The sequence below is a fragment of the Bacteroides propionicigenes genome (genome assembly GCF_018390535.1).
GTDB lineage: Bacteria > Bacteroidota > Bacteroidia > Bacteroidales > Bacteroidaceae > Bacteroides > Bacteroides propionicigenes.
Window position 1 is genome coordinate 187,754 of sequence record NZ_JAHBBW010000002.1, and the last position, 25,794, is coordinate 213,547.

19 protein-coding genes and 1 tRNA gene are annotated in these 25,794 nt (G+C 40.5%); 11 read left to right on the plus strand and 9 right to left on the minus strand.

What is annotated here, in order from left to right; all coding sequences use genetic code 11:
• Nucleotides 1-3 precede the first annotated feature (3 nt).
• Genes KG118_RS03560 through KG118_RS03570 form a run of 3 tightly spaced genes read left to right on the plus strand, consistent with a single transcriptional unit; the run spans nucleotide 4 to nucleotide 3,369 of the window.
• Nucleotides 4-1,461, plus strand: a complete 1,458-nt coding sequence (locus tag KG118_RS03560) for a lipopolysaccharide biosynthesis protein (protein ID WP_117710405.1) — start codon at nucleotides 4-6, stop codon at nucleotides 1,459-1,461.
• Complete coding sequence (locus KG118_RS03565; protein ID WP_213388348.1) at nucleotides 1,458-2,360, plus strand: alpha-1,2-fucosyltransferase; 903 nt, start codon at nucleotides 1,458-1,460, stop codon at nucleotides 2,358-2,360. The genes KG118_RS03560 and KG118_RS03565 overlap by 4 nt, the downstream gene beginning before the upstream one ends.
• Before the next feature lie 7 nt (nucleotides 2,361-2,367).
• Nucleotides 2,368-3,369: a glycosyltransferase gene (locus KG118_RS03570; protein WP_117710407.1), complete on the plus strand. Its 1,002-nt coding sequence runs from the start codon at nucleotides 2,368-2,370 to the stop codon at nucleotides 3,367-3,369.
• Nucleotides 3,370-3,407: 38 nt separating this feature from the next.
• Here the strand turns inward: KG118_RS03570 and KG118_RS03575 are convergent, their stop codons facing one another.
• The 4 genes from KG118_RS03575 to KG118_RS03590 are packed head-to-tail and all read right to left on the minus strand — an operon-like array spanning nucleotide 3,408 to nucleotide 6,581.
• Nucleotides 3,408-3,905, minus strand: a complete 498-nt coding sequence (locus tag KG118_RS03575; protein ID WP_117710408.1) for a KdsC family phosphatase — start codon at nucleotides 3,903-3,905, stop codon at nucleotides 3,408-3,410.
• A 14-nt stretch (nucleotides 3,906-3,919) separates the two neighbouring features.
• Nucleotides 3,920-4,960 (minus strand): N-acetylneuraminate synthase family protein, encoded by a 1,041-nt coding sequence (locus KG118_RS03580; RefSeq protein ID WP_117710409.1) that lies wholly within the window; start codon nucleotides 4,958-4,960, stop codon nucleotides 3,920-3,922.
• Between the two features lie 20 nt (nucleotides 4,961-4,980).
• Nucleotides 4,981-5,733, minus strand: a complete 753-nt coding sequence (locus KG118_RS03585; protein WP_117710410.1) for a cytidylyltransferase domain-containing protein — start codon at nucleotides 5,731-5,733, stop codon at nucleotides 4,981-4,983.
• On the minus strand, nucleotides 5,730-6,581 hold the full coding sequence (locus tag KG118_RS03590; RefSeq protein ID WP_117710587.1) for a hypothetical protein: 852 nt from the start codon (nucleotides 6,579-6,581) through the stop codon (nucleotides 5,730-5,732). Before KG118_RS03590 ends, KG118_RS03585 begins: the two co-directional genes overlap by 4 nt.
• A 204-nt stretch (nucleotides 6,582-6,785) precedes the next feature.
• Here KG118_RS03590 and KG118_RS03595 point away from each other — a divergent pair, with 204 nt between their 5' ends.
• On the plus strand, nucleotides 6,786-8,051 hold the full coding sequence (locus KG118_RS03595; RefSeq protein ID WP_117710411.1) for a glycosyltransferase family 4 protein: 1,266 nt from the start codon (nucleotides 6,786-6,788) through the stop codon (nucleotides 8,049-8,051).
• Complete coding sequence (locus tag KG118_RS03600) at nucleotides 8,044-8,790, plus strand: glycosyltransferase family 2 protein (protein ID WP_117710412.1); 747 nt, start codon at nucleotides 8,044-8,046, stop codon at nucleotides 8,788-8,790. Before KG118_RS03595 ends, KG118_RS03600 begins: the two co-directional genes overlap by 8 nt.
• A 187-nt stretch (nucleotides 8,791-8,977) precedes the next feature.
• Here the strand turns inward: KG118_RS03600 and KG118_RS03605 are convergent, their stop codons facing one another.
• The gene (locus KG118_RS03605; RefSeq protein ID WP_117710413.1) at nucleotides 8,978-9,688 is read right to left on the minus strand and encodes an SIR2 family NAD-dependent protein deacylase; all 711 of its coding nucleotides are present in this window, start codon (nucleotides 9,686-9,688) and stop codon (nucleotides 8,978-8,980) included.
• A 196-nt stretch (nucleotides 9,689-9,884) separates the two neighbouring features.
• On the opposite strand from KG118_RS03605, the gene KG118_RS03610 reads away from it, so the two are divergent.
• From KG118_RS03610 to KG118_RS03635, 6 genes are all read left to right on the plus strand, one after another.
• Nucleotides 9,885-10,478 (plus strand): FKBP-type peptidyl-prolyl cis-trans isomerase, encoded by a 594-nt coding sequence (locus KG118_RS03610; protein WP_117710414.1) that lies wholly within the window; start codon nucleotides 9,885-9,887, stop codon nucleotides 10,476-10,478.
• 13 nt (nucleotides 10,479-10,491) lie between these two features.
• Nucleotides 10,492-11,355, plus strand: coding sequence for an FKBP-type peptidyl-prolyl cis-trans isomerase (locus KG118_RS03615; RefSeq protein WP_117710415.1), 864 nt, complete (start codon nucleotides 10,492-10,494; stop codon nucleotides 11,353-11,355).
• 198 nt (nucleotides 11,356-11,553) lie between these two features.
• On the plus strand, nucleotides 11,554-12,018 hold the full coding sequence (locus tag KG118_RS03620; RefSeq protein WP_004291634.1) for an Lrp/AsnC family transcriptional regulator: 465 nt from the start codon (nucleotides 11,554-11,556) through the stop codon (nucleotides 12,016-12,018).
• A 118-nt stretch (nucleotides 12,019-12,136) separates the two neighbouring features.
• On the plus strand, nucleotides 12,137-12,448 hold the full coding sequence (locus KG118_RS03625; RefSeq protein WP_117710588.1) for a DUF4491 family protein: 312 nt from the start codon (nucleotides 12,137-12,139) through the stop codon (nucleotides 12,446-12,448).
• 91 nt (nucleotides 12,449-12,539) lie between these two features.
• A tRNA-Ile gene (locus tag KG118_RS03630) sits at nucleotides 12,540-12,613 on the plus strand.
• A 415-nt stretch (nucleotides 12,614-13,028) separates the two neighbouring features.
• On the plus strand, nucleotides 13,029-14,189 hold the full coding sequence (locus KG118_RS03635; RefSeq protein WP_117710416.1) for a site-2 protease family protein: 1,161 nt from the start codon (nucleotides 13,029-13,031) through the stop codon (nucleotides 14,187-14,189).
• Nucleotides 14,190-14,351: 162 nt separating this feature from the next.
• Here KG118_RS03635 and KG118_RS03640 read toward each other — a convergent pair whose 3' ends face one another.
• The 4 genes from KG118_RS03640 to KG118_RS03655 form a co-directional block, all read right to left on the minus strand.
• On the minus strand, nucleotides 14,352-16,712 hold the full coding sequence (locus KG118_RS03640) for a sugar-binding domain-containing protein (protein ID WP_117710417.1): 2,361 nt from the start codon (nucleotides 16,710-16,712) through the stop codon (nucleotides 14,352-14,354).
• 101 nt (nucleotides 16,713-16,813) lie between these two features.
• On the minus strand, nucleotides 16,814-18,523 hold the full coding sequence (locus KG118_RS03645) for a RagB/SusD family nutrient uptake outer membrane protein (RefSeq protein WP_213388351.1): 1,710 nt from the start codon (nucleotides 18,521-18,523) through the stop codon (nucleotides 16,814-16,816).
• Nucleotides 18,524-18,543: 20 nt separating this feature from the next.
• Complete coding sequence (locus KG118_RS03650; RefSeq protein WP_213388353.1) at nucleotides 18,544-21,612, minus strand: SusC/RagA family TonB-linked outer membrane protein; 3,069 nt, start codon at nucleotides 21,610-21,612, stop codon at nucleotides 18,544-18,546.
• 121 nt (nucleotides 21,613-21,733) lie between these two features.
• A complete protein-coding gene (locus tag KG118_RS03655) occupies nucleotides 21,734-25,696 on the minus strand; it encodes a hybrid sensor histidine kinase/response regulator transcription factor (protein WP_117710420.1) in 3,963 nt (1,320 codons plus the stop codon).
• Nucleotides 25,697-25,794: the final 98 nt, after the last annotated feature.

Genomic DNA, 25,794 nt, shown 5'->3' on the forward strand with positions numbered 1-25,794 from the left:
GGCATGAGCGACTCATCACTGAAACAAAAGACAGCCAAAGGTCTGCTGTGGGGCGGATTTGGCACCGGCATACAGCAGGTGCTGAATCTTCTCTTCGGGGTGGCTCTCGCCCGACTGCTGGACAAAACCGACTACGGCATGGTGGGGGTTCTTGCCATATTCGCAGGCATAGCCAATGTACTGCTATCGAGCGGGTTCGGAGCTGCCCTAATAAACAAAAGAGATCTTAAACACCGAGATTGCAATGCTGTATTTTGGTTCAACATACTTATGGGAGCCTTTCTTTATATTGTACTGTTTTTTTGCGCTCCGCTTATTGCCCGTTTTTTTAACGAACCATCACTGATACCATTATCCCGTTACTTCTTTCTCGCCTTTTTCATTGGAAGCAGTGCCGGAGTGCATAATGCCATGCTCACCCGTAATCTGATGGTGAAACAAAAGGCCATTTCTCAAATGCCCGCAATGATTATATCCGGAAGCATAGGTGTTTTCATGGCATGGAACGGTATGTCTTATTGGGGGATTGCCACACAGAACCTTACCTATATTCTTGTACTTGCCATATGTTATTGGCATTTTTCACCGTGGCGCCCTACATTCCAGCTGGATTTTCGCCCGTTAAAAGAGCTCTTCGGCTTCAGCAGCAAGATACTAATCACGGGTACTTTTGAACAAATATGCACTAATCTGCTGTCCACGCTTATCGGACGATTCTATACCAAAGCGGATGTGGGTAGCTACACTCAATCTTACAAATGGAACACAATGGGCTACTCCTTCATTACCGGTATGATAAGCAATGTAGCCCAACCCGTACTCGCCCAAGTTGCCGATGACCGGGAGCGACAGCAACAAGTTTTCCGGAAAATGCTACGCTTCACAGCTTTTTTATCATTTCCTGCCATGTTCGGGCTTGCACTTATTGCCCAAGAATTTATCATCATCACCATCACCGACAAATGGTTACAGTGCGTACCAATGCTTCAAGTCCTTTGTCTGGGCGGAGCATTCGCACCTATCACAACCTTATATACCAGTTTTATCATCAGCAAAGGCAAGTCCAACATTTATATGTGGAATACCATATTATTAGGTTTGCTGCAACTTGGTGTCATGCTCACCGTTTATCCTTACGGAATCAGCACCATGATACGTTGGTTTGTTATCATTAACATCGGCTGGTTAGGCATATGGCAGTTTTTTGTATGGAGGCTGATACGTCTCACTTTATGGAACGCACTGAAAGATATTCTCCCGTTTGCCGGCATTGCAGCCGTCACTACGACCGCCACTTGGTATATCACCTCTTTCATTGATAACATCTACCAGATGTTAACAGCCAAAGTACTGATAGCCATTGTCCTCTATACACTACTGATGTATCTTTGCGACGCCGCCATCTTCAAAGAAAGTGTCAACTATTTATTGAAAAAGAACAAAAAACAAAGAATCTCATGAAACGTTGTGTCTTCATACAAGGCGGACTGGGCAACCAGATGTTCGGCTATGCTTTCTTCCTACTGCTGAAGCGGGTATATCCCCAAACAGAGGTCAGTATTTACTTTTTCAGCAACCACAACGACCATAACGGACTGGAATTGCCCCGTATCTTTCCAATACAGCTTACCGAATATAGAAGAGCAAGAGCACGTTTGTATTGGAAACTATACTACACAAGCCTACGCTCCACATTCATCGGACGAGGCTGTAAACTGATGCTGTTATTCCTCCGCTACCTGAACTTGGGATTATGTATAGAACCTGCCTCCCGTCACACACGTGCAGCACTGGGTTCCGATTATATATTTAACAAAAAGTACAAGATGTACCTGGGATATTGGACAAGCGAGTTTCAGCGTTTTACGAGCATTGAAGATGAAATCAGGAAACACTTCTCATTTAAAGTAGAAATGCTTTCACCCCAATCCACCCTCCTATGGACTGAACTGAAAGAAGAACCGAACAGTGTTTCTTTACATATCCGCCGTGGTGACTATCTAAACAACCCGCAGCTATTGGACATTTGCGACGATACCTACTATTGTAAAGCCTGCAGCATAATAAACAAGCGGATGAAAGGCGTCCGTTTCTACGTCTTCTCTGACGATATAAGCTGGGTGAAACAACATTTGTCATTACCGGAGAGTACGGTCTATGTAGACTGGAACAAAAAGGAAGACGCATGGCAAGACTTGTTCCTCATGTCCCACTGCCGACATAACATCATAGCTAACAGTACTTTCAGTTGGTGGGGGGCATGGTTGAACTCCAATCCCGACAAAACTGTTATCTGTCCTAAAACATACTCTCGGACATTGGATACCGACATCATGCCCGACAAGTGGATAAAAATATAAGAAGACTATGGAAAAGACAATCAAAGTAAGTGTCATCATGCTGGCCTACAATATTGGCAAATACGTAGAAACCGCTATAAAGGGAGTACTACGGCAGAAAACGGACTATGCCATCCAGCTCGTCATTAGCGAAGATTGCAGTACGGACAATACACTCGACATTTGCCTGCGCTACCAACAACAGTATCCGGAAATAATCACTTTAGTACGCCATCCGCAAAACGTAGGTCTGCAGCGCAATTTTATGGATGCCCATCGCCATTGTACCGGAGAGTACATAGCTATTTGCGATGGAGACGACTATTGGTTCGACTGCAACAAACTGCAACGGATGACAGACTTCATGGATACTCATCCCTCTTTTGCGCTCTGTTTCCACCGCGTCATCAACTACTACGAAGAAAATAACACAAAAAGTCTGTCTAACGGTCACCAATCCACTGTTACGGATATTATTGACCTATGCCGGAGCAACTATATCACCAATTCATCTTCTCTTTTCCGCCGCCGCTACTTTCCGGAGCTGCCCGAATGGTTTGCCCAAGCCACTTCGTGTGACTATGCCATGCATATGCTCAACGCCCAATATGGCAAAATATACTACTTCAAGAAACCAATGGCTGTTTATCGCAAGCATGTACAAGGCATCTGGAGTGAAGTAGGAATGGGCAGACAAGTAAATTTTGCACTGACTGTACGTGAACTGTTGATTGAGTATTTTCAAGAAAAACGACCTGATGTGTCCGATTGTATCCGCCAAGCGCATACGGGCATCTGCCTCAACCTTATTCGCCATTACCGGAAAGCGGGGCAAACAGCACAGGTATCCGAAACTTCTCAACGGCTATTGAAGTATCAGCCACAATGGACATTGGACGATGTGAAGCGGCAAGAGATATTACCATCTCAAAATGTCGGCAAGATGATAAAAATACAATTCAGGAAAATACTGACGCGGGGAAGGGAAATCATCTCAAAGTACATACCGCTCCCCCGTATCAACGGCTAAGACCGGTACGAAAAAAGCGCTATCGCAAATATCTTCACCTATAAGAAACGTTCTATCACCGGTTGCAGCATCCCGTTATCCGCCAACAGTTTCTCTACGAACTCACGGAAAGCACCGTAGCCGCCGTGTGCAGTCGTCACGTACTTCACTTCGCGCTTCACGTATTCGGGGGTATTGTAAGGAGAGGCGCTGTAACCCACCAAACGCAATAACGGCAGGTCATTTAAATCATCACCGATAAAAGCGACCTCACCCAATGATATACCTAATTCATTGCAAAGTTCACGGGCCTGTGCCACTTTGTCCTTCACTCCTAAATAGCAATAGTTGATTTTCAACTTATCGGCACGCTTCTGAACGATTTGTGTGTTCTCTCCGGTCATAATGGCTACGGGTATCTCCAACTCACGCAGGAAAATTACTCCCCAACCATCTTTCACAGAGAAGCGTTTCATAACATCACCTTCGGCTGTATAATACATTCCGCCATCAGTCCACACGCCATCTATATCGGTAATTACTAACTTGGGTAACATGATTATCTCAAAAATTAAATGATAAAATCGGGATAAATAATCTCGTTGCGCGGTATCTCCTTTTGCACCTGATGACCTACTACCTTATCACGGTCCGCCCACTTAAAGCCGTCGCCCGGACTGAGCAAATGAATATCCTCTTCCGTAATAGTGTCTCCGGGATGCAATGCCTTATTCGTTGCGATGGAACGCTCCAGTTTTACTTTAGCGGCAGAGACTGCCGGATCGATATACAATTCTTCCTCGCCCAGCCAATGTTCGGCTATGCGGATATCACGAATCATGCGGTTTACACCGTCGGGACCTAAAGAGCCCTGCTGATCCGTCCCTTTCATACGGCGGTCGATAGTGACGTGTTTTTCTATAATTTCCGCACCCATACCTACGGCAACCACCGGAGCTGCAATACCGATAGTATGGTCGGAAAAACCGATATGATACTGCCCGTAACGATGTTTCAAGTAAGTAATCGTTTTCAGATTCAGATTATCGGGTTGGGTGGGATATTGTGACACGCAATGCAATATGGATATATCGCTATGATAGCGGGTGATAACATCCAAAGCATCGTCCAACTCCTTCTTACCTGCCATACCGGTGGAAAGAATAATAGGTATCTTGGTTTCGGCCATGACTTCCAGCAGCGGCAGATTAGTAAGGTCGCGGCTTGCCACTTTCAGACGGTCGGGCGTAAAGAGTTTCAATAAAGACATACATCCCTTTGAGCACAGTGTTTCCACAAAATCCATACCCAACGACTTGGCATGCTTGTAAACCTCAAAATGCTCTTCATCTGTCAACTCCAAATAAGCACGATGCTCACCATAAGTGCGGCCAAAAGAGTGAGGAGAGTCATACGGGCGATTCATCTGCGAATCGGTCAATTCTTCATTCAAATCACGCTTAGTCATTTTCACGGCATCCATAGGCCGGAGTTCCAGATTAAAGACTTCTTCGCGTACAGGGCGTGACACCAAGTCGACAATCAACTTGGCTATATCGACGGAGCCGTTATGGTTCTGCCCGATTTCTCCGATAATGTATGTACTTTTCATTATTTATATACTAATAATTATCATTTCTCGTTCTTCGCAATATTCTCCAACATTTTGGTACGATATTCCGGATGCTCCTCTACCAGACGAAGCAAAGCATGGATGCTATGGTCAGTCTGTTCGTAGAAAGCAGCATAAAGTTCTTGCAGCAAGATGAAGTCTTCCATTGTGTCGAGCGTAAAGCGAAGGTCTAACCGCCCTTCCAGTTCATCCGGCAAGGAGAGCAGACGAACTCGAAACTCTTCAGGATGTGTATAGAGATAAATCGTAACGTGCTCTATATACAGTTTCTCCTGTGTAGCGGTGGCTACACGACGTAGTGCATCGGTAGTTGTCAGTTCGGCAAACAATCCTAAATGAGATTTGATAGTCGGGCGACCGTCTGCAAAACCGTAAGCTATGTAATCAGCCGGTCGGGTATCATACTCATCAAAAAAAGTAAGAAAACTATCCGGACGCAGAAAAGGATTATCCGAACAGACACGGACAAAACGGTCGAGATGAAAGGTTTCGGCCGCTTGTATAAATCGGTCGAGCACATTATCTTCGTCTCCCCGATAGCAGCAGATACCGGCTTCACGGGCAACCTCTGCCAAGACATCATCCTGCGGACGGTTGGTAGTGGCAAGAACAATCGTCTTGCCGATGCAGGCTTGCCTGATATTATCAATCAAGATGTCTATAATGCGTTGCCCACCGTAGAAAGGGAGCAATATTTTATTATGCAACCGGGTAGAACCGGTCCGTGCCTGAATGATGATTCCATCTTTCATAATTTCATTCGTTTAAAAGCGTCTATATAACTGCCCGGCGTAACGTTAATCACTTCTTTACCCAACCGGCGCGCATAAGCTTCGAGCACGAAGTAGGATTTAAAAGCTACATACATATGATACAATATAGTATAAAGTCGTGCGCTATGCAAGTTCTCCTGCGTCACCGTTGCCGCCTGCGACTTGTTTTGGTCATAAAAGTGCTTCTGGTGCATTAACACCACGTTATTATCCGTCACTGTGATTTCCGGTAGCCAAGAGTGGTCGGCACCTGCCAAATATATCTTCTTAAAAGGCAACCGCAGCCCGATAGCAATAGAAGGAATCAACACATTATGGGGGCGGGGAACACCCCAACCCTTACTGAAAACCCGGTTACAGAATCCCTGCACACCTTCAATCGGAGTGGTATTGTAAATATAGAGGCGGATATTACGGTTGGCTGCCAGCATAGGCTGCCACTCTTTATTCTTCAAGGCACGGGCAGGAATAAAGAGATTCATCGGCCAAGCGGTCTTTTCGGCAAGCGTCTGAAACAACTGTACACGTTTTTCAGGAACAATCCAGAACAGAGGATCGGCAATAAGATAGATTTCCGGACGGAGCTGTTCGAACATCGGGGACGTTACACAGAAATTTACCGCCAACAAGGTCTTTCCTTTTACAAAATCCGCAGCTTCTTGTACCGTACGGTTTAATGAAGGGCCGTTAGCCAATATCAACAATTCTTCCGGATTACTGAACGATGAGGGTAAATGCGTACTCCATTTGGATTGCAACAGTATCTTCACCACACTCAGAAAAGTTTGCCACAGCTGTTCCAGCTTTTTCATTGCCTTATCTCCCATACTCACATTTTTTTCTACCAATGAAACACAGGTTTCTTCCGATGACAAACCCGCCGTCTCCGGCAATATTTCCATCGTTTCCGGCATCACGGGCTTTTCACCTCGGCAAAGATAGGGAGTTTAGCGGTCACAGACTAAAAAAATAAAAGATTTATAGAGCAGAAAGCGGCAAAAGCAGTACTTTTGTCCAAACATTCCGCAAAAATGAGAGTACTATTAATCAATACATCCGAACGTATCGGCGGAGCTGCCGTAGCTGCCAGCAGACTAATGGAGTCGCTCAAGAATAACGGTATCAAAGCCAAACTTCTGGTACGCGACAAGCAGACCGACCGGATTACCGTAGTTTCATTGAACCACAACTGGCGTATGATATGGAAATTTGTATGGGAACGTATCGTCATATGGAAAGCCAACCACTTCAAACGGGATAATATCTTTGCCATCGACATAGCCAATACAGGCACGGACATCACCTCGCTCCCGGAATTCCAGCAGGCGGATGTAATCCATCTTCATTGGATAAATCAGGGAATGTTATCTCTGAAAAACATCGAGAAAGTTCTTGCATCGGGCAAACCAGTGGTATGGACCATGCACGATATGTGGCCGTGCACCGGCATCTGTCACCATGCCCGCGAGTGCACTCATTATCAGCAGGAGTGCCATAACTGTCCTTTCATCCACGGCAACGGCGGCAAGAGGGATATCTCCTACCGGACTTTCTACAAAAAACAGGACTTGTACAAAGGCCGGCACATTAATTTCGTAACGTGCAGCCATTGGCTGGAAGGATTGGCAAAGAAAAGCGCCTTACTTGCCGGACATACGATTACCTGCATCCCCAACCCTATCAATACCAACTTGTTCAAACCGCACAATAAGCAAGAAGCACGCAACAGATGCCGGCTGCCGCAAGATACTAAGCTTGTACTGTTCGGCTCTGTAAAGATAACCGATAAGCGGAAAGGAATTGACTATCTGATAGAATCGTGCAAGCTGCTGGCAGAGAAACATCCTGAACTAAAAGAAAAGCTCGGTGTCGTTGTCTTCGGCAAGGAGTCGCAACAATTGGCAAACTTACTGCCTTTCAAAGTCTATCCGCTGGACTTTGTCAGCAACGAACACCAGTTAGTGGACATTTACAATGCGGTAGACCTCTTTGTCACCCCTTCACTGGAAGAAAACCTTCCCAATATGATTATGGAAGCTATGGCGTGCGGCATTCCTTGTGTAGGCTTCAACGTAGGCGGCATTCCCGAAATGATAGACCACCTGCACAACGGATATGTGGCGCAATACAAATCGTCCGAAGATTTTGCCAACGGTATCTACTGGACGCTTACCGACCCGGATTATCCCAGCCTCTCCGAACAGGCCTGCCGGAAAGCCGTCACCCACTACTCGGAAAGCACTATCGCCAAGAAATATATCGAGCTGTACAATAAAGTCACCGGAAGAAATGCATAATCATCTCACTCCCAAATTCAGCGTCATCACCGTGACCTACAATGCCGAAGCGGTATTGGAAGATACCATCCAGAGCGTAATCTCGCAAACTTACCACCATGTGGAGTATATCATTGTAGACGGGGGTTCAAAAGACAAAACACTTTCTATCGCAGACCGCTATAAGAGCCACATCGCACAAGTGGTAAGCGAACCCGATAAAGGCCTTTACGACGCCATGAACAAAGGCATCCGGCTGGCTACGGGCGATTACCTGTGTTTCCTCAATGCCGGCGACAGTTTTCATGAGGATGACACACTGCAACAAATGGTACATACGTTGACAGGAAGCGAGTTGCCCGATGTGCTGTATGGTGAAACAGCCCTGGTGAACAAAGAAGGCCACTTCGTCCGTATGCGCCGTCTCTCCACCCCGGAAGTGCTGACGTGGAAAAGCTTCAAACAAGGAATGCTTGTCTGCCACCAAGCATTCTTTGCCAAACGCACTTTAGTGGAACCATATAACCTGAAGTACCGCTTTTCTGCCGACTTCGACTGGTGCATCCGCATCATGAAGAAAGCGCAGAGCATGCACAACACCCGTCTTACCATAATAGATTATCTGGACGAGGGCATGACTACCCGAAACCGGAAAGCCTCACTTAAAGAACGCTTCCGCATTATGGCGCAACACTACGGCTGGATAAGCACCGTAGCCCATCATACTTGGTTTGTACTGAGGGCAGTGCTGAAAAAATGACAGCTCACTACACAAAAAACAAAAAGTCCCGCCCTTTCTATCAGGGTGGGACTTTTTGTTCCGGATAACCTCTCTCGTATCGGGAGCCTGTTTCAGCCGTATCGGGAGGGTACTTCAGTCGTATTGGGAAGGTACCTCAGTCGTATTGGGAGCCTGCTTCAGTTATGCCGGAAACATACCCCACTCTCTAACCCTTTGGCACCACCTTCAGCAGCGTCTTCAACTCGTGCACGCCCTCCGATGCCCCCTTTTGGATTATATGTATCTGCCGCATGGAATGCACATCTACCGGCTTGGGGTCTATCAGATACACTTCGGCCCCACGGGGCACATAATTCAGCAATCCGGCAGCCGGATATACATTCATCGAAGTACCGATAATAACGAATATGTCCGCTTTTTCCACGTAGTCGACTGCCGTTTCAATCTCAGGAACCGCCTCGCCGAACCAAACGATAAAGGGACGAAGCTGAGTGCCGTCACCGGCCTTATCTCCCAACTTCACTTCATATTCATCCGGTTTCAGTTCTTTTATGTAATGCGGATTATAAGGGTCGCGGCTGGAACAAACTTTCGTCAACTCGCCATGAAGATGAATAACGCGTTTGCTCCCGGCACGCTCATGCAGATTGTCGACGTTCTGTGTAACAACTGTCACATTGAAATCCTTCTCCAGTTCGGCAATCCCGATGTGCCCGGCATTCGGCTTTACATCCAACAATTGCTTACGGCGCTCGTTGTAAAAGTTGATAACCAACTCCGGATTGCGGGCATAGCCTTCGGGAGTCGCCACCTGTTCCACCGGATACTTATCCCACAGCCCGCCGGCATCACGAAAAGTACTGATACCACTCTCGGCGCTCATACCTGCACCGGACAAAACAACCAAGTTCTTCATCTTTATATCTCCTTAAAGTTCATATACTCATACAAATGTATGAATAATCCCCGAAAAGAGGGAAGTTATTTTCACTTGCTAAGATTTTTTAATCTGAAAAAAACAAAATCATTCAAATAAAAGACGTACTTTTGCCATTCGTTAATTTGCAATAGACTGGAAAAGAAATCATTTCAGTCGTCAACAAAATCATTTTATGGACAAATTCAGTTATGCTATCGGCCTGGGAATAGGTCAGAATCTTTTAAGTATGGGTGCTAAAGGCATCGCAGTAGATGACTTTGCACAAGCAATCAAAGATGTCTTGGAAGGCAACCAAACGGCTATCAGCCACACGGAAGCCCGCGAAATAGTAAATAAGTACTTCGAAGAACTGGAACAGAAAATGAACGCCGCCAACATTGAAGCCGGCAAGAAGTTCCTTGAAGAAAACAAAAAGCGTCCGGGCGTAATTACCCTGCCCAGCGGACTCCAGTACGAAGTTATCAACGAAGGTAACGTAGGCACATACGCAAAAGCTACCGACCAGGTACAATGCCACTACGAAGGTACATTGATTGACGGAACATTGTTCGACAGCTCCATCAAACGCGGCCAACCCGCTACATTCGGCGTGAACCAGGTAATTCCGGGATGGGTGGAAGCCTTACAACTGATGCCCGAAGGTGCCAAATGGAAACTTTACATCCCCAGCGAACTGGCTTACGGAGCACAAGGTGCAGGTGAAATGATTCCGCCGCACAGCACCCTCGTATTTGAAGTGGAACTACTTAAAGTATTAAATAAATAATTCTAAAAGCAAAATGAAAAAAGTAACATTTATCATGGCTCTTGCAGTAGCTGCCGGTTTGGCTTCTTGTACTGCACAAAGTCCGAAAGCAAATCTGAAAACGGACATCGACTCATTATCTTACGCTATCGGTATGGCACGTACAGAAGGTCTGGACCAATATCTTGCACAGCAGGGTATCGATTCTACCCAAATGGCTGACTTCCTGAAAGGTTTCAACGAAGGCGCTACAAAAACCGACAAGAAAGATGCCGCTTATATGGCAGGTCTGCAAATCGGACAAATGGTAAGCAAACAATGGGTGGAAGGTTTCAACCAACAGATTTTCGGTGGGGACTCTACACAAACTATCAGCCGCGAGAACCTGTTGGCAGGTTTCGTTGCCGGAGTTATCGGTAAAGGCATCATGACCAAAGCAGAAGCTCAGACTTTTATGCAGACTCAAATGGAAGCCGTACAAGCCAAAGCTCTGGAAAAAAAATACGCTGACAACAAGGCTGCCGGTGAGAAGTTCCTCGCAGAAAACAAGACTAAAGAAGGTGTTGTAACCACTCCGAGCGGTCTGCAATATAAAATTATCACCAAAGGAACCGGTGCAATCCCTGCAGATAGCAGCAAAGTAAAAGTAAACTACAAAGGTACATTGATTGACGGAACAGAATTCGACAGCTCTTACAAACGTAAAGAGCCCGCCACATTCCGCGCCAACCAAGTTATCAAGGGTTGGACAGAAGCCCTCACCATGATGCCTGTAGGTTCTAAGTGGGAACTTTACATCCCGCAAGACTTGGCTTACGGTGCAAGAGAAACCGGCGGTCAAATCAAACCGTTCTCTACTTTGATATTTGAAGTAGAACTCGTAGGTATCGAGAAATAAGACGATATAACAAAAAGGCGATAGGGCGGTAGAGTGGCAACACTTTACCGCCCTATCACTTTATCACCTTATCACCCCATCACTTTATCCTATTATCACTTTTATTCTTTTTTTCGTTCCATTTTATAGATAAATTAAAATAAAGTCCTATATTTGCTTACTATTTGATAACAACAAGAACTTTACTTATTTACTATTATGGAAAAAATAGACAATCTTGATCGGCAGATTCTGGAAATCATTTCCCAAAATGCCCGTATTCCTTTTAAGGATGTAGCTGCTGAATGTGGCGTATCACGTGCCGCTATTCACCAACGTGTACAACGCTTGATTGATTTGGGTGTTATCGTTGGTTCCGGCTACCACGTCAATCCCAAGTCTCTGGGCTACAGAACCTGTACTTATGTAGGAATCAAATTGGAAAAAGGCTCTATGTATAAGGCTGTTGTTGCTGAAATGCAAAAGATTCCTGAAATCGTGGAGTGTCATTTTACTACCGGTCCGTACACCATGCTGACCAAAGTGTATGCACGCGACAACGAGCATTTAATGGATTTGCTGAATAACAAGATGCAAGAAATTCCGGGTGTAACCGCAACAGAAACTTTAATTTCACTGGAACAGAGCATCAAGAAAGAAATTCCTATTTGCCCGGAGAAGTAAGATAAATAAAAACAATGAGAGCGCGTCAAGACATTGATAAGCTTTACATTCTGTCATGCAGAACGTAGAGCTTATCAATGTCTTGACACAGCCACATAATTTTATCACCTTTATAAATATGGATTTCTTAAACGAATATCACCTGTCAGGGCTTGTAATCGGCATCTGTACTTTCCTCATCATAGGCATCTTCCACCCCATAGTAGTAAAAGCCGAATATTATTGGGGAACTAAATGCTGGTGGATTTTTCTACTATTGGGAATCGGTGGTGTCATCGCTTCACTTTGTACCGAAAATATCTTAGTGGCTTCACTCCTTGGCGTATTCGCATTCTCATCATTCTGGACCATCAAAGAAGTCTTTGAACAGGAAGACCGGGTAAAAAAGGGCTGGTTTCCCAAGAATCCCAACCGAACTTACAAATTCTAACTAAAGGACATTCGTATTTTTATCTGAAACATTTGCATATTTCAAGAGAAAATACTACTTTTGTCCCCGCTATCCGATACAAGGATACACCGGACTTGTAGCTCAGTTGGTTAGAGCAACAGACTCATAATCTGGAGGTCCCTGGTTCAAGCCCAGGCTGGTCCACAAAGCATAAAAAAAGGAAATCAAGCCGTTACAAAGAGATTTGTAGTGGCTTTTTCTTTGCACACAAAAGTTCATTGCACACAATTTGCACACAGCTTCCGAGAAGTGCTGATAATCAATAATAAACGAAATACGCCGGTAAATTGTACTGGAAAGGACATCATTAAGTTGGTGCACTTTTTCTGTTTATACACTTTACAAATTCTATGACATTATGGATAAATCTAAAATTGAAAATACTATCAAGCATATCACCTCTTTACAAAAAAGACTGTGCTACTGCAAGAACAATCTACAATACATCAAAAGCACCTTTTCTATGCCTTTCCTCTAAAGAAAAAACTGATTCTTTAGATAATAAGGTATAAAAATTCTTACCTTTGGTGACAAAGACTATCATTCATTAAAGAACAATATGAAAAAGGCATTCAAGTTTATAGGAGGATTTCTTGGTGGAGCATGCATCGGTTTTGGTGGGGTAACGGGAGCAAAGCTCTTGTTTTTCGGAGAATCATTCGACAACTTAGCTAATAGGTTTACCACAATCAGCTGTTGGGAAATAGTAGGCATATTTCTGATGTCTATACTACTTTTACTGTTGGCTCTTTTCCTACAAGTCATTCTGCATGAAGGTGGTCATTTAGTCTTCGGATTGGCCACCGGCTATCGTTTCGTATCTTTTCGCATCTTCAACCTTACTTTTATCCGGAAGGACAACAAACTATGCATCAAACGTTTTAGCATTGCCGGTACAGGCGGACAATGCCTGCTTGTCCCCCCCGAAAAACCTCTGGAAAGAGTGCCAACCATCCTATACAATCTAGGTGGTGTACTTACCAATCTATTGACTAGCATCATTGCCCTTTCTCTTCTAATTACCATAAACGGAATGCCCTTTTTTCCAAAGTTCGGACTCACCTTGGTTACTATCATAGGTCTGATAATGGTAATGATGAACGGTATCCCCATGAGGATAAACGGTATCTGCAATGATGCTGGCAATATACGCTTACTTCTCAAAAACAAGAAAAGTAAACAGGCACTAATCACCCAGCTACGTATCAATGCCCTGGTGCAAGAAGGTATGCGCCCCAAAGATATGTCCGAAGAATGGTTTCGACCACCAGAAGGCATTCAATACAAAGATACCTTGCAAGTTGCCACATTATTGATACACATTGCCCGCCTGCAAGACCAAAAGAAATGGGAAGAAGCATACGAAGCACTGCAGGAAGTAGCACAGCACGAGAAAGAGGTAGGCGGCCTTTTGATATGTGAAGTAAAATGCGAATTGTTATTCATGTCATTGGTAACCGGACGGATGGAACAGGCTGAAAAAGCATATACCGATGAGCTAAAGGAATACATCAACCAGTACAAGAATGTAATGTCATCCAAGCAACGGATACTTTGCGCCTTAGCACTTTATCGGGAAAAGGATTATACCAAAGCTAAAGAAATCTATACCACTGTCTGCCAACAAAAAGAGAAATACCTAATGCAAGGGGAGGTTCTCTCGGACATTGCACAAATGAAAGCAATTCTGGCTATCTCACCCCAAAAAGAAACTGAATAAATGTTAGTCTAAGTAAGCCTATTACCTAAATTACCCGAGTAAAGGCAGTCTGATATATTTCGTATACATTTAATACTCTCTTTCTATAAACAAGACACGTATATGATATGAAAAGAGTGTACCTTTGCAGATACACTCTTTTAATGATTTATTTGATTTCTATCAGTTGGACTGAATGGTAACTGTGTAAGGAATTTCTTTTCCTTCCAGTTTCACACTTACTATCATTGTACCAACTTTACGCAACGATTGCACCACAACCAGTGCTTTACCGAAATAGGTTTTCAATGTATTTCCGCTAAATGAATGCTGGCGTCTCAAATCCCCGTTATCAATACCCAAAAATTTTCCAGCACCCTCCACTGTAACAGTCAGTTCTTTATCATCTGTCTGTACCGGATTTCCATCTTTATCGTACAGCTGAATAGCGATATGCGACAAATCCTGCCCATCAGCTTTAAGCATTGTCCGATCGGGTGTTAAAGTCAGGTGATCTGTATCTTTCGATGTAGTAAGTTTAGAAATTGCCACCTCTTTCCCGCCATTATATCCCTTTGCTTCCAATGTTCCCGGACGATAAGGAATGTTCCACATAATAGTATTGTTTGTAAAGTCAGCTACCTTTTGTTTCCCCATGGATTTACCATTCATAAACATTTCAACTTCTTCACAGTTAGTAATTGTACATACTTGGATGACCTGTCCTACATACGTTCTCGGTAAATTCCAATGTGAGGCCATCTTAGGCCATTGCCACAAATCTCTTCCATGATCAATATCAAGAGAAGGGTCTAGAAAAGCAATACTCACCAATGGTTTGTTGTTCCACATGGCACGATGATAAGCTGCACGAGGTTTTTCAAACATACAAACATCAAACAATCCATTCGGCCATCCATGACTCTCTCTACTAGCTGCTTCACCCAAGTAATCTACTCCCGACCAAATAAATCCACCGGCAACAAATTCGTTTTCAGCAATGATATTCCACGGATTATACGGAGTATAGCTACGAATATTTCCCTCTTCACCACTGTAATAAGGCAACTCTTCAGTAATCATAAAACGGCGCTCCGGAAACTTCTTATGGTCACTCAACATGCGCGCTTCCAAATAATTATACCCGATAACGTCTGTTACACCAGAGAATTTCTCCTGATGGTTATTTTGTGCTGAAAGAATTACCATACGGCTCGGTTCTTTCCGGTGAACAAAATCTTGCAACATTTTGGCACGCTCCACCCCTTCATCAGAACTTTCCCATGCCTCCTGCAATTCATTTCCGATACTCCACAAAACTACCGATGGATGATTGCGGTCACGTAATAGCATGTCTTCCAGATCTCTTTGCCACCATTCATCAAAATATTTTGCATAATATCCAGATTTCCACTTATCGAATGCCTCATCAATCACAATAAATCCCATACGGTCACACATATCCAGAAATTCCGGTGAGGGCTGATTGTGTGCACAGCGGATGGCATTACAACCATATTCTTTTAAAATCTCCAAACGCCGTTCACTACTTCGGTCAGGCACAGCCGTCCCTAATGCGCCGGCATCCTGATGCAAACACAAACCTTTAAGCTTGGTTTGCTGACCGTTCAAAAGAAAACCCCTATCAGCTGTAAACTCTACTGTACGTACTCCAAAAGGGGTACAATACTCATCAACCGTTTTTCGTCCAATTTTCACTACGGTTTTCATAGTATACATAAACGGATTGTCAATTGACCACAGTACCGGAAACTCCAATGCTAATTGCTGCGCAATATTAACTGTATCTTTAGACTGAATTGTTACTTTTTGGTTATCACTTTTAGCAACAATTTTTCCTTCCTCATTCAGAATATATTGCAAAAGCGTAGCGGTTTCTGCTTGAGAAGAGTAATTAGTAACACTCGTCACAACATCTACACTTGCCTGTTTGGTACTGATTTCGGGTGTAGTAATATAAGTACCATTATTAATTACATGCATAGGATTAGTTACAATCAACCACGCATGACGATAAATACCTGACCCCGTGTACCAACGAGCAATATTATCTTTTCCCGAGCGATCAACGCGAACAGAAATGATATTCTTTTCGCCATACTTTAGATACGGAGTCAAATCGTACTCGATACTACAAAACCCATACGGACGGAATCCTAAATGCTTACCATTAATATAAACATCACTTTGATGAAAAATACCATCAAATAAAATTGATACAGATTTATTTCTATAAGAAACTGGTACAATAAATGCTTTACGATACCAGCCGATACCACCAGGTAAATGGGCCGCCGAGCCACTAACCGACGGGGCAAAATTTAATTTAATACTCCAATCATGCGGTAACTGAATATTTTCCCAAGACTGGTCATTGTATGTCGGATCGGCATACTGATGGCTATCAGTTAATGAGAATTTCCAATCGAAGTCAAAGTTATCTTTCAACCGACTTTCTCCCTGAGCAAATATCCCGATAATTCCCGTTATTGCAAAATAACACAATAATAATAATTTCTTCATAACAATACTTGTTATAATGTTTTTTAGAGTTTGATATTTAGGCAGACATAGCTTCTTGCATCATGAAGCACTATCAAAGATTAAAGAAATTACATATATTTCTAAAATCCTTCATATTGTGGATTCTGATCTATTTTACCAAATATATTTTTTTCTATTTCGCTATATGGAATAGGAAAGAGGTTTTGATGATCACCTACGTTCATTCCAAATGGATTATATTTCCTGGAACGTTCCACCATCTTACCTAGACGACACAAAGTAGGTACACGAAAATCCTCAAAATATAGTTCACGCATTTGCTCATCCAAAATAAAATCAAGTGTAACCTCACCTGGATCAGTGATCTGGCGAGTCTGTGCACGACTTCTAAGTTCATTCAAGTCCTCCATAGCTTTCTTGGGCTCATTATTCCAAAAATAAGCCTCCGCCCTCAGAAGATAAGTTCCTGCCAAACGATACATATATTCATCTTTCATAGAAGTATTAGCACTTAAACTTCCCCAAGCATATACTATCCCATGTTCACCCAATGCTGTAGTTTTGTACGTACCATCACCATTTTTTTGATAGTTATCTTCCTCTAAAGTTCCCACTTGACTGAATTTCATAATAAACGGATAGAATTGACGAGTTTGCTGCTCCTTATTAAAACCATCATATAATCCATCAGCCATAACCCATTTTCCAAAATCTTTTGCTTCAGGGTTATCAACCCGAGAATCTCGTATAATCATAAGTTCAGAATTACGAATATCTCCTGTTTCCCAGATTTCTTTGAGAAAATGGTCGGTAGGGCGAATGGTTCCAATACCTCTCCCCCCCTTTTCCATTGTATTGAGAGTAAACGATTTTACATTTTTACCTTCTTTGCCTGGCACATTCAAACCCTCATAATAAGGGAGCAACCAACGTGGCATTTCATTACTATACGGAGAGCCAGAATTTTTATATTCATATTGCAAAGCCCAAATAGTTTCAGTATTACCACTTGAGCGATTTTGGTTATTTAACTGAAATAAATCCCAATAAGGATCGCCCGTCTCTTCCTTACGAGAGCCAAATCGTGTTTTCATCAATCCCATACTTTGGTGAGTAATAACAGCTGTAGCAGCTTCAATAGCTTTTGGATAATTTCCGAGAGAGATATAAACTTCAGCCAGCAAGTGTTGAGCTGCCTGAATATTCACTTCACCTTCCTTTGCCTTCGTAATATCATTTAGCAATTTAATGGCATCTTCCAAATCCTGACGTGCTCGATCGTACGTATCTCCACGCGTTGCTCGAACATAATCTTTACGCGGTTCTGTGGCCTCTTCTAACACCAAGGGAACACCACCATACAGGTTAGCTAAGAAATTGTAAAAATAAGCCCGAAAAAAGAGAGCTTGCCCTTTAATTACTTTTTTGTCTGCTTCACCTGTTTCATTCTCCAAATCAATACGATTGATAATAGTATTAGCATTAGCTATGACTGCATAAGCTATATCCCAAAACGAACTAGCCACATAAGTATAGGGAGTGATAAATGTTTTGTAATCATTAAATTTAGCAACAGGATTAGTATCGGTTCCTCCAGAAGCAAGATCACTACAAATTAAAGCCATATGTTGATCACCTAGCTTCCAATGCATTCCACGCACTTGGTCATACATATAATTTAACGCTTGTTGAAATTGAGAAGTTGTGTTATAGGAGTTTTCCGGTGTATAGAAATCATAAGGGGTCTCCCTCAGCCAACTACTTTCATTACAAGCTGTACCTAAACATGATAATGTTGCAGCCGCAAATATATATTTCAAAGTTTTCATTGTGATACGTATTTTATTTATTAAAATTCAAAGTTTAATCCCAGCGTATAACTCTTCATAGTAGGATAACCTCCATCCAAATCATAGCTAATACCTTGTCCAGCTTCCGGATCCCATCCATCCCAACCTGTTATAGTAAAAAGGTTAGATGCACTGATAAACACTTTCGCACGATTTACATGAATCTTATTTAAGAACTTTTTAGGCAGATTATATGCTAAAGATAATTCCTGCAAACGAACAAAGCTACGTGAGATATAAGGTGAAAATCCTTGCCCCAATGAGTTTGTATAAAATCCCAATTGACGATATCGGGCATTCGGATTTTCCGGTGTCCAATAATCAAACTTCATAAAACTACTGCTCAACAAATGATCCGGAATAGCTAAATCTCCAGCTGGTTGTCCTAAATAGTAATTTTTACCTCCCTGTACGGAATTTATAAAAACATTCAGTTCAAAGTCTTTATAAGCAAAGTTGTTTTGGATACTAAAACGGTACAAAGGGTCCTTATAGCCAAGAATTTTCCGATCTTTTTCTGCAGTGTATTCATTGTCATGATTGACATCTTCTATTTTGTAAGTACCATATAAAAAGCCATCAGGAATAATACCCTTATTATAATCCTCCACTTGCCACATACCGATAATATTATAATCGTAAACCGGATCTAAAGGTTCACCAATAAAAATATTACTTGCTATCAAATCATCTTCTCTACCATCTTTATTGGCATCAATACCCAATATACTCTCCACTTTATTTTTATTTAGTGAGAAGTTAGCGGTAATAGTCCATTGAAAGTCCTTGTTAACAATAGGAATACCTGTAATACTAAATTCATGTCCAATATTGCGCAACTTACCGATATTGGTAGGAATACTATTAGTAACCATACCATTCATATGAGGAATCTCAACATCGTATATCAAATCGCTGGTTTTAGATACATAAAATTCATAGTTACCAAACACGCGTCCGCCTAATACACTGAAATCAAGACCTAAGTTGACTGATTTAGTTGTTTCCCATTTCAAGTCAGGATTCGGTAAGGTTTTCATCAGTTGCATCAAACCACCTGTTGAACCATCACCATATACATAACCTGCACTATTATAGGACGTGTTAGTATTTTGCATTTGTGCCATAGTAGCATAGCGACCACTAGTCCTATTCCCGCTAGTACCATAAGACAGACGTAACTTCAAATTATCAATCCATTTAATGTTATCTTTAATAAAAGATTCCTCTGAAAGTCTCCATGCTGCCGCTACCGAAGGAAAACAGCCAAACTTATTACCACTACTAAAACCTGAAAAACCATCCCGACGAATAGTTCCAGTAAAAATATAACGATCATTGTACGTGTAAACTATACGTAACATATTATATAAACTGCTTTCCTCCCAAGCATTTGAGTTAATCGTATTTAAATCAGCTTGTCCCATTGCCATATTATTATAGCCCAAAGTTTTGTCATTAAATGTTTTGGCAATGGCATCAGTTGACTCGTATGCACGTTTTTCAACACCATATACAAATGTAGCATTAACAGAATGCTTCCCGAACGTATTTTGGTAGGTAATAATATTATCTAATGTCCATTCGTTCTGGTTTGTATGTTTCTTCTCTGCTTGCCCCAATAATGTATTACCATACGGATCAAAATTATAATAATTATAAATAGTCCAGTTATTAGCATAATTGATACGGTAGCTCAATCCTTTTACCCAAGGAATACTAACATCAGCATATACATTACCAGACAAATTATAACGTATATCTTTATTTGGGTTATTCATTGTCAATAAAGGATTTACAGTACTTACCAAAGGCTGTATTTTCAAAGTATTACCGTCTTCCTCATATGGAGTGGCAGAAGCCGGAATACTAAACAAACTACTAAAAGAAGTATTAACACCAGAAAAATCACTTACATTAAAATAGGAAGAAGTTCCAACCTTCAGCCAATCTGTTATTTTACTATCTAAGTTCATACGTACATTATAACGTTTGTACGTATCGTTAACAACCAAATTTTGTTGGTCAGTAAATCCAAAAGAAACAAAATAGCTATTCTTTTCTGTTTTTCCACGAATGCTAATATTATGATTCTGAATATATGGCATATCCTCTGTTAATAAATCCCACCAATCGGTATTCACACCATTATTATAACCAGTAATCACTTCTCCATCTTTAAAATAAGTAGCAGGATTAAAATCTAGATTACGCTGTAACATATCAGCCCCCATGCGACTCTCGGCTAATTTAATATCAGCTACTTGAGTGGCAAAGCCGTCCCGGTCAAGGCGTTTCATATCATTATTAATCAATCCCTGTAAAGTAAACGAACCACTATATTCAATAATAGGCTTAGAAACATTTTTAGCTGTTTTAGTCGTAATCATTAATACACCATTAGCTGCTTGTGAACCATAAATTGCTGTACTACTAGCATCCTTTAATACGTCAATAGCTGCAATATCACTCGGGTTAATATCGGAAATATTACCACGATAAATGACCCCATCCAATACTACTAATGGTTCAGTAGAACCGGAAATTGAGTTACGACCGCGAATAGATACAGTAGGTGAATCTCCTGCTTTTGTTGCTATACCGATATTTAGCCCTGGAACAACCCCCTTCAAGCCTTGCAACACATTTACATTAGGTGATTTCTCCAACACACCCATATCAGCACGAGTAACAGCCCCTGTCAAATCACTTTTTTTTGCTGTACCATAACCAATAACAATTACTTCATCCAGCTTTTGTGTATCTTCTTTTAGAAGGATATTGAAGTGCATTTGGTTGCCCACAGTTATTTCTTGCGTAAGATAACCTAAGAATGAAATAGATAATACAGCATCTTTACCTAGTACAGTTAAGGTAAAACTACCATTTAAATCGGTAACTGTACCATTCGTTGTTCCTTTTTGCAAAACACTGGCTCCGATGATACTTTCGCCAAAATCGTCTTTTACGACCCCTTTTAACGTAATGGATTGAGCCCATGTTCCCAACGAATACGTCAGCAGAATAGTCAGAACTATCCATGACTTAAAATTAAAAGCATTTTTCATAACTAATTAAATTTTAGAATTACCTTCCAAAGGTAATTATACAGCTATGAAACGTTATAGATTATTGTTACATGTTACTTATTTATTTGTAAACAGGTGTTACATTTTACATCCTACTTTGTTACATATTCCGCTCTCTATACTCTTTAGGAGTACATCCATATGTTTTCTTGAACGCTGAAGAAAATAAAATCGGGTTTGAGAAACCTACAGCATAAGCAATCTGAGATATATTTACTTTATTTTCTTTTAACAAAATAGTTGCTTGTTTTAATCGTAAGTTACGTATGAATTCACTGGTCGATACACCCATAAGATCCTTTAATTTACGATGAAGTTGTACCCGACTTATCCCTATTTCCTCTGCCAAGTTTTCAATAGTAAAATCAACATCTGATAAATTCTCATTAATGACTTTCACGAGACGCTCAAGGAATAATTCATCATTGGCTTTAATATCAATAGGTTTTATGTCTTTTTCCAGATTATTATATCTACTTTTTATAAGAATACGATTTTCAATTAAATTAGTACAAAGTATGATTAACTCATCGATGTTGAAAGGTTTAGGAAGAAAAGCATCTGCTCTTTCTTTGTAACCTTTAATTTTATTCTCTAGTTCAGTTTGTGATGTCAGTAAAATAACAGGCAAATATCCTATCTGTGGCGTTCGCTTAATTTTATGTAATAATTCAAATCCATTCATTATGGGCATAACAATATCTGAGATAACCAAATCAAAGGTTGAGCTCATTGCAATTTGAAGTGCCTCTTGTCCGTTATGGCAGACAGTGATCTTGTAGATATCTCCCAATTTATCTTGCAAATATCCACACAAAACAGTATCGTCATCTACAAGAAGGATTCGATACTTGCTTTTCTTGTTAGATATAATACTCTTTGTTTCCATTTCCCATTCTTCCATAGAAATATCATGAATAGGGGTTCTTTCTTCTGCTATTTCTTCCCGTTCTTCTTGGGCTAAAAAGCCATTTCCCAACGGAATTTGTATAGTAAAACAGCTTCCCGGCTTGTCAGAGCGATTGTCAGCTTTAATAGTACCATGATGAAGCTCAACTAACATTTTAGTCAAATTCAATCCTATTCCAAAGCCTATATTACGAATTGAGTCGGAAGGCGACTGATAAAAACGTTCAAATATTCTTTCTATATCTTTTTTATTAAGACCTTTACCTGTATCTCGTACACAAATTTCAGCATAACTCTTTAATGACGCATCTTTCTTCCGATCTTCCACCTCAGTAAGCACTATCTCTATTTCTCCACCATCAGGTGTATATTTAAATGCATTTGATAATAAATTAATAATTACTTTGTCGAAATTCTTTACATCAATCCAAACTAGAAGTTTTTCTGATGAATGAGTGAAAATTAAACTTATATTTCGTTTAGCCGCTTGATAATTGAATATTTTATAAATCTCATCAATAAAACTAACTAGATCTATTTCTCTACATTTTATTTTCATTTGTCCTTGATCAATACGCCGGATATCAAGAAGTTGATTTATTAAATTCATAATACGATTAGTATTCTGCTCCATCATTCTCAACGTTCTTAATATATCAGAATCTGTACTTTTCTTAAGCAGTTCATTTAACGGATTAATAATTAATGTTAATGGAGAACGTATTTCATGAGCTATATTAATAAAAAAACGAATTTTTTCTTCATTAATCTCATCTCTTTTTTTATGGTTTTCATGACGAAGATATACACATACAAGCCCAATGATAGTCAAAATAATCCCAGCACAATAGGTAGTCCATGCCCATGGAGTAAGATACCAAGGTGAAGCAATATAAATCAAAATACTACGCGCTGGAGATGAAATATTATTCTCATAAGCTTGCACTTCAAGAGTATATTGCCCAGATGGAAGATAATTATAAGTAATCCGGTTTTCTCCAAGTAACGTATGATTCCACTTAGTATCCAATTCTTTCAAACGATACTTGAAATAAGTATTCCTCTGATTATGAAAATTAAATGTAGAAAACTCAAAAGAATAAGTATTGCTTTTGGGATAAAAATATAGATTATTTGTATAAACAGACGAAGTATCTATTAAGTCTTCTGGATGTAACGTTGATTGTGAAGCATTTAGTGGAACATTATCTACATATAGACCTGTTAGAACCGGGATATGCAACGGTTTGCTAAATTGAATACTATCAGGCATAAAACGAGTAATACCGTAAGGTCCACCAAAATAAATATATCCATTTTTATCTTTCAAAGATATGCCAGTAATGTATCCCTTATCTCTTAACCCATTCCCTGAATAATAGGTCGTTATCCTATAAGTTTCTTTCTCAATACGACAGATACCCTTGTAAGTACTACACCAAATATTCCCTTGTTTATCTTTTTCTAAGCCACAGATGACATTGCTGGATATACCTTCCTTTTTCCCAATATGTTGAAGAGTTTGTTCTTTTTTATTATAAATATAAATACCATTATTAGTACCGATCCATAAATATCCGTCCTCACTTTCTAGAAGTACATAACAGACATAGTCTTTCAAACTCTGATTAATAGGAAGATCAAGAAATATCTTCTTAGAACTATCATAACATCTTATTCCCAAGAAGTGAGCAATCCAGATAAGGCTATCTTTATCACATAACAAGTCATTTATCCAATCGTTACCTAATGTAACTTGATTTTTCATAGGAGTTTGATAGGAAATGAGCGTGCTTTCATTAGTAGTAAGATTGTAAATACCTAATCCATTACCAGGACAGGACAGATAGAGAGTATTATTACTTCCCTCAATAATCCTATTGATACTTTTATTAGCAAACAAAGAAGTCTGAAAAATATTACCTGTATGCAAATTAATCTGAGAAATCCCCCCATCATTACTCCCTATCCAAAGAATTTTATCTTTACTTTCATAAATAGCTCTAGGATAATGAGGAAGGCTATATTGGCTAAGCTGTTTTCCATTTTCATCTAATTGTTGGAGAAAACCATCCCAATTACCTACCCATAAATGATTGTCACGACTTTGATAAATAGTAGTTGGAAAACCTTGAATCGGTGAAGTCGCAAAATTTAGAGTTAAAAAAAGCGTATCTTCATCGGGTATCATCACCAATCCTTTTCGGCGATAAGCTAACCATTTATTGCCTTCAGTATCTTCCAAAAAGCAAATGATTTCTCCATACATTGATTCATTGAATGCATTTTTAGAGAAATCTTCTGAATATAATCTTTTCTGTTTTGTATCAATGAACATCAATCCATTGTTTACTGTATTTATACATAACTTACCATCTTTAGTTCTAGTAATACCTCGAGCTACTACACTTCGATTATCTGCAGTACGTACAGAGTGAAAATGACTAGATTCCGGAGTTTTTACCAACACATCATTATAAGTGACAATATACAAATTCCCTTGAGCATCTTCTTTCATACCATATACTTTCGGAAAAGGTGTATATGGCAACGTATAAGTAACTATTTCTTTGCTCTCGGGAGAAATACGAGCTATTTGATTATCAAGATAAGTAATCCAAACATCATGTTTTGTATCTTCATAAATGCAATTTACGTATAAATAATCACAATGTTTTCCTATCCAAGTTAGTTGTTCAGCCCGATCTGTATGAGGATCAATAGTATACAAGCCTGATCCAGAAGCAGCAATCCAAATATTACCATTATGTAATTCGATGATTGATGTAACATTAGGATTGGACTGGACAGGAAGGTTAATGGTTCGGAAAGTATTTTGTTGTGGTAAATAATACTGAATACCTTTGTTACTTGCTACCCAAAGCCGTTTATGAGAATCAGAAAAGACCTTATTTATATAATTGCAAGCTATAGATGTAGAATCATTTGCATCATGATAATAGTTAGTAAATGTATAGCCATCAAATTTATTTAAGCCGTCTTCTGTTGCAATCCATATAAATCCATACGCATCTTGCTCTAAAGAAAGAATACGACTACACGATAGATTATCATCATCATACATTATAATTGGCTGGGCGTAACCATATAGGCAACAACAAACATATAAAATGAACAGCAGAAGATATCTCATAGTCGATGTGTTTTTTGCAAACTTAAAGAAAAATCTTCGTTTTTATATAATAATATCTTAATTAAATAATAAATTATATCCTTGAAAAATATTAGTTC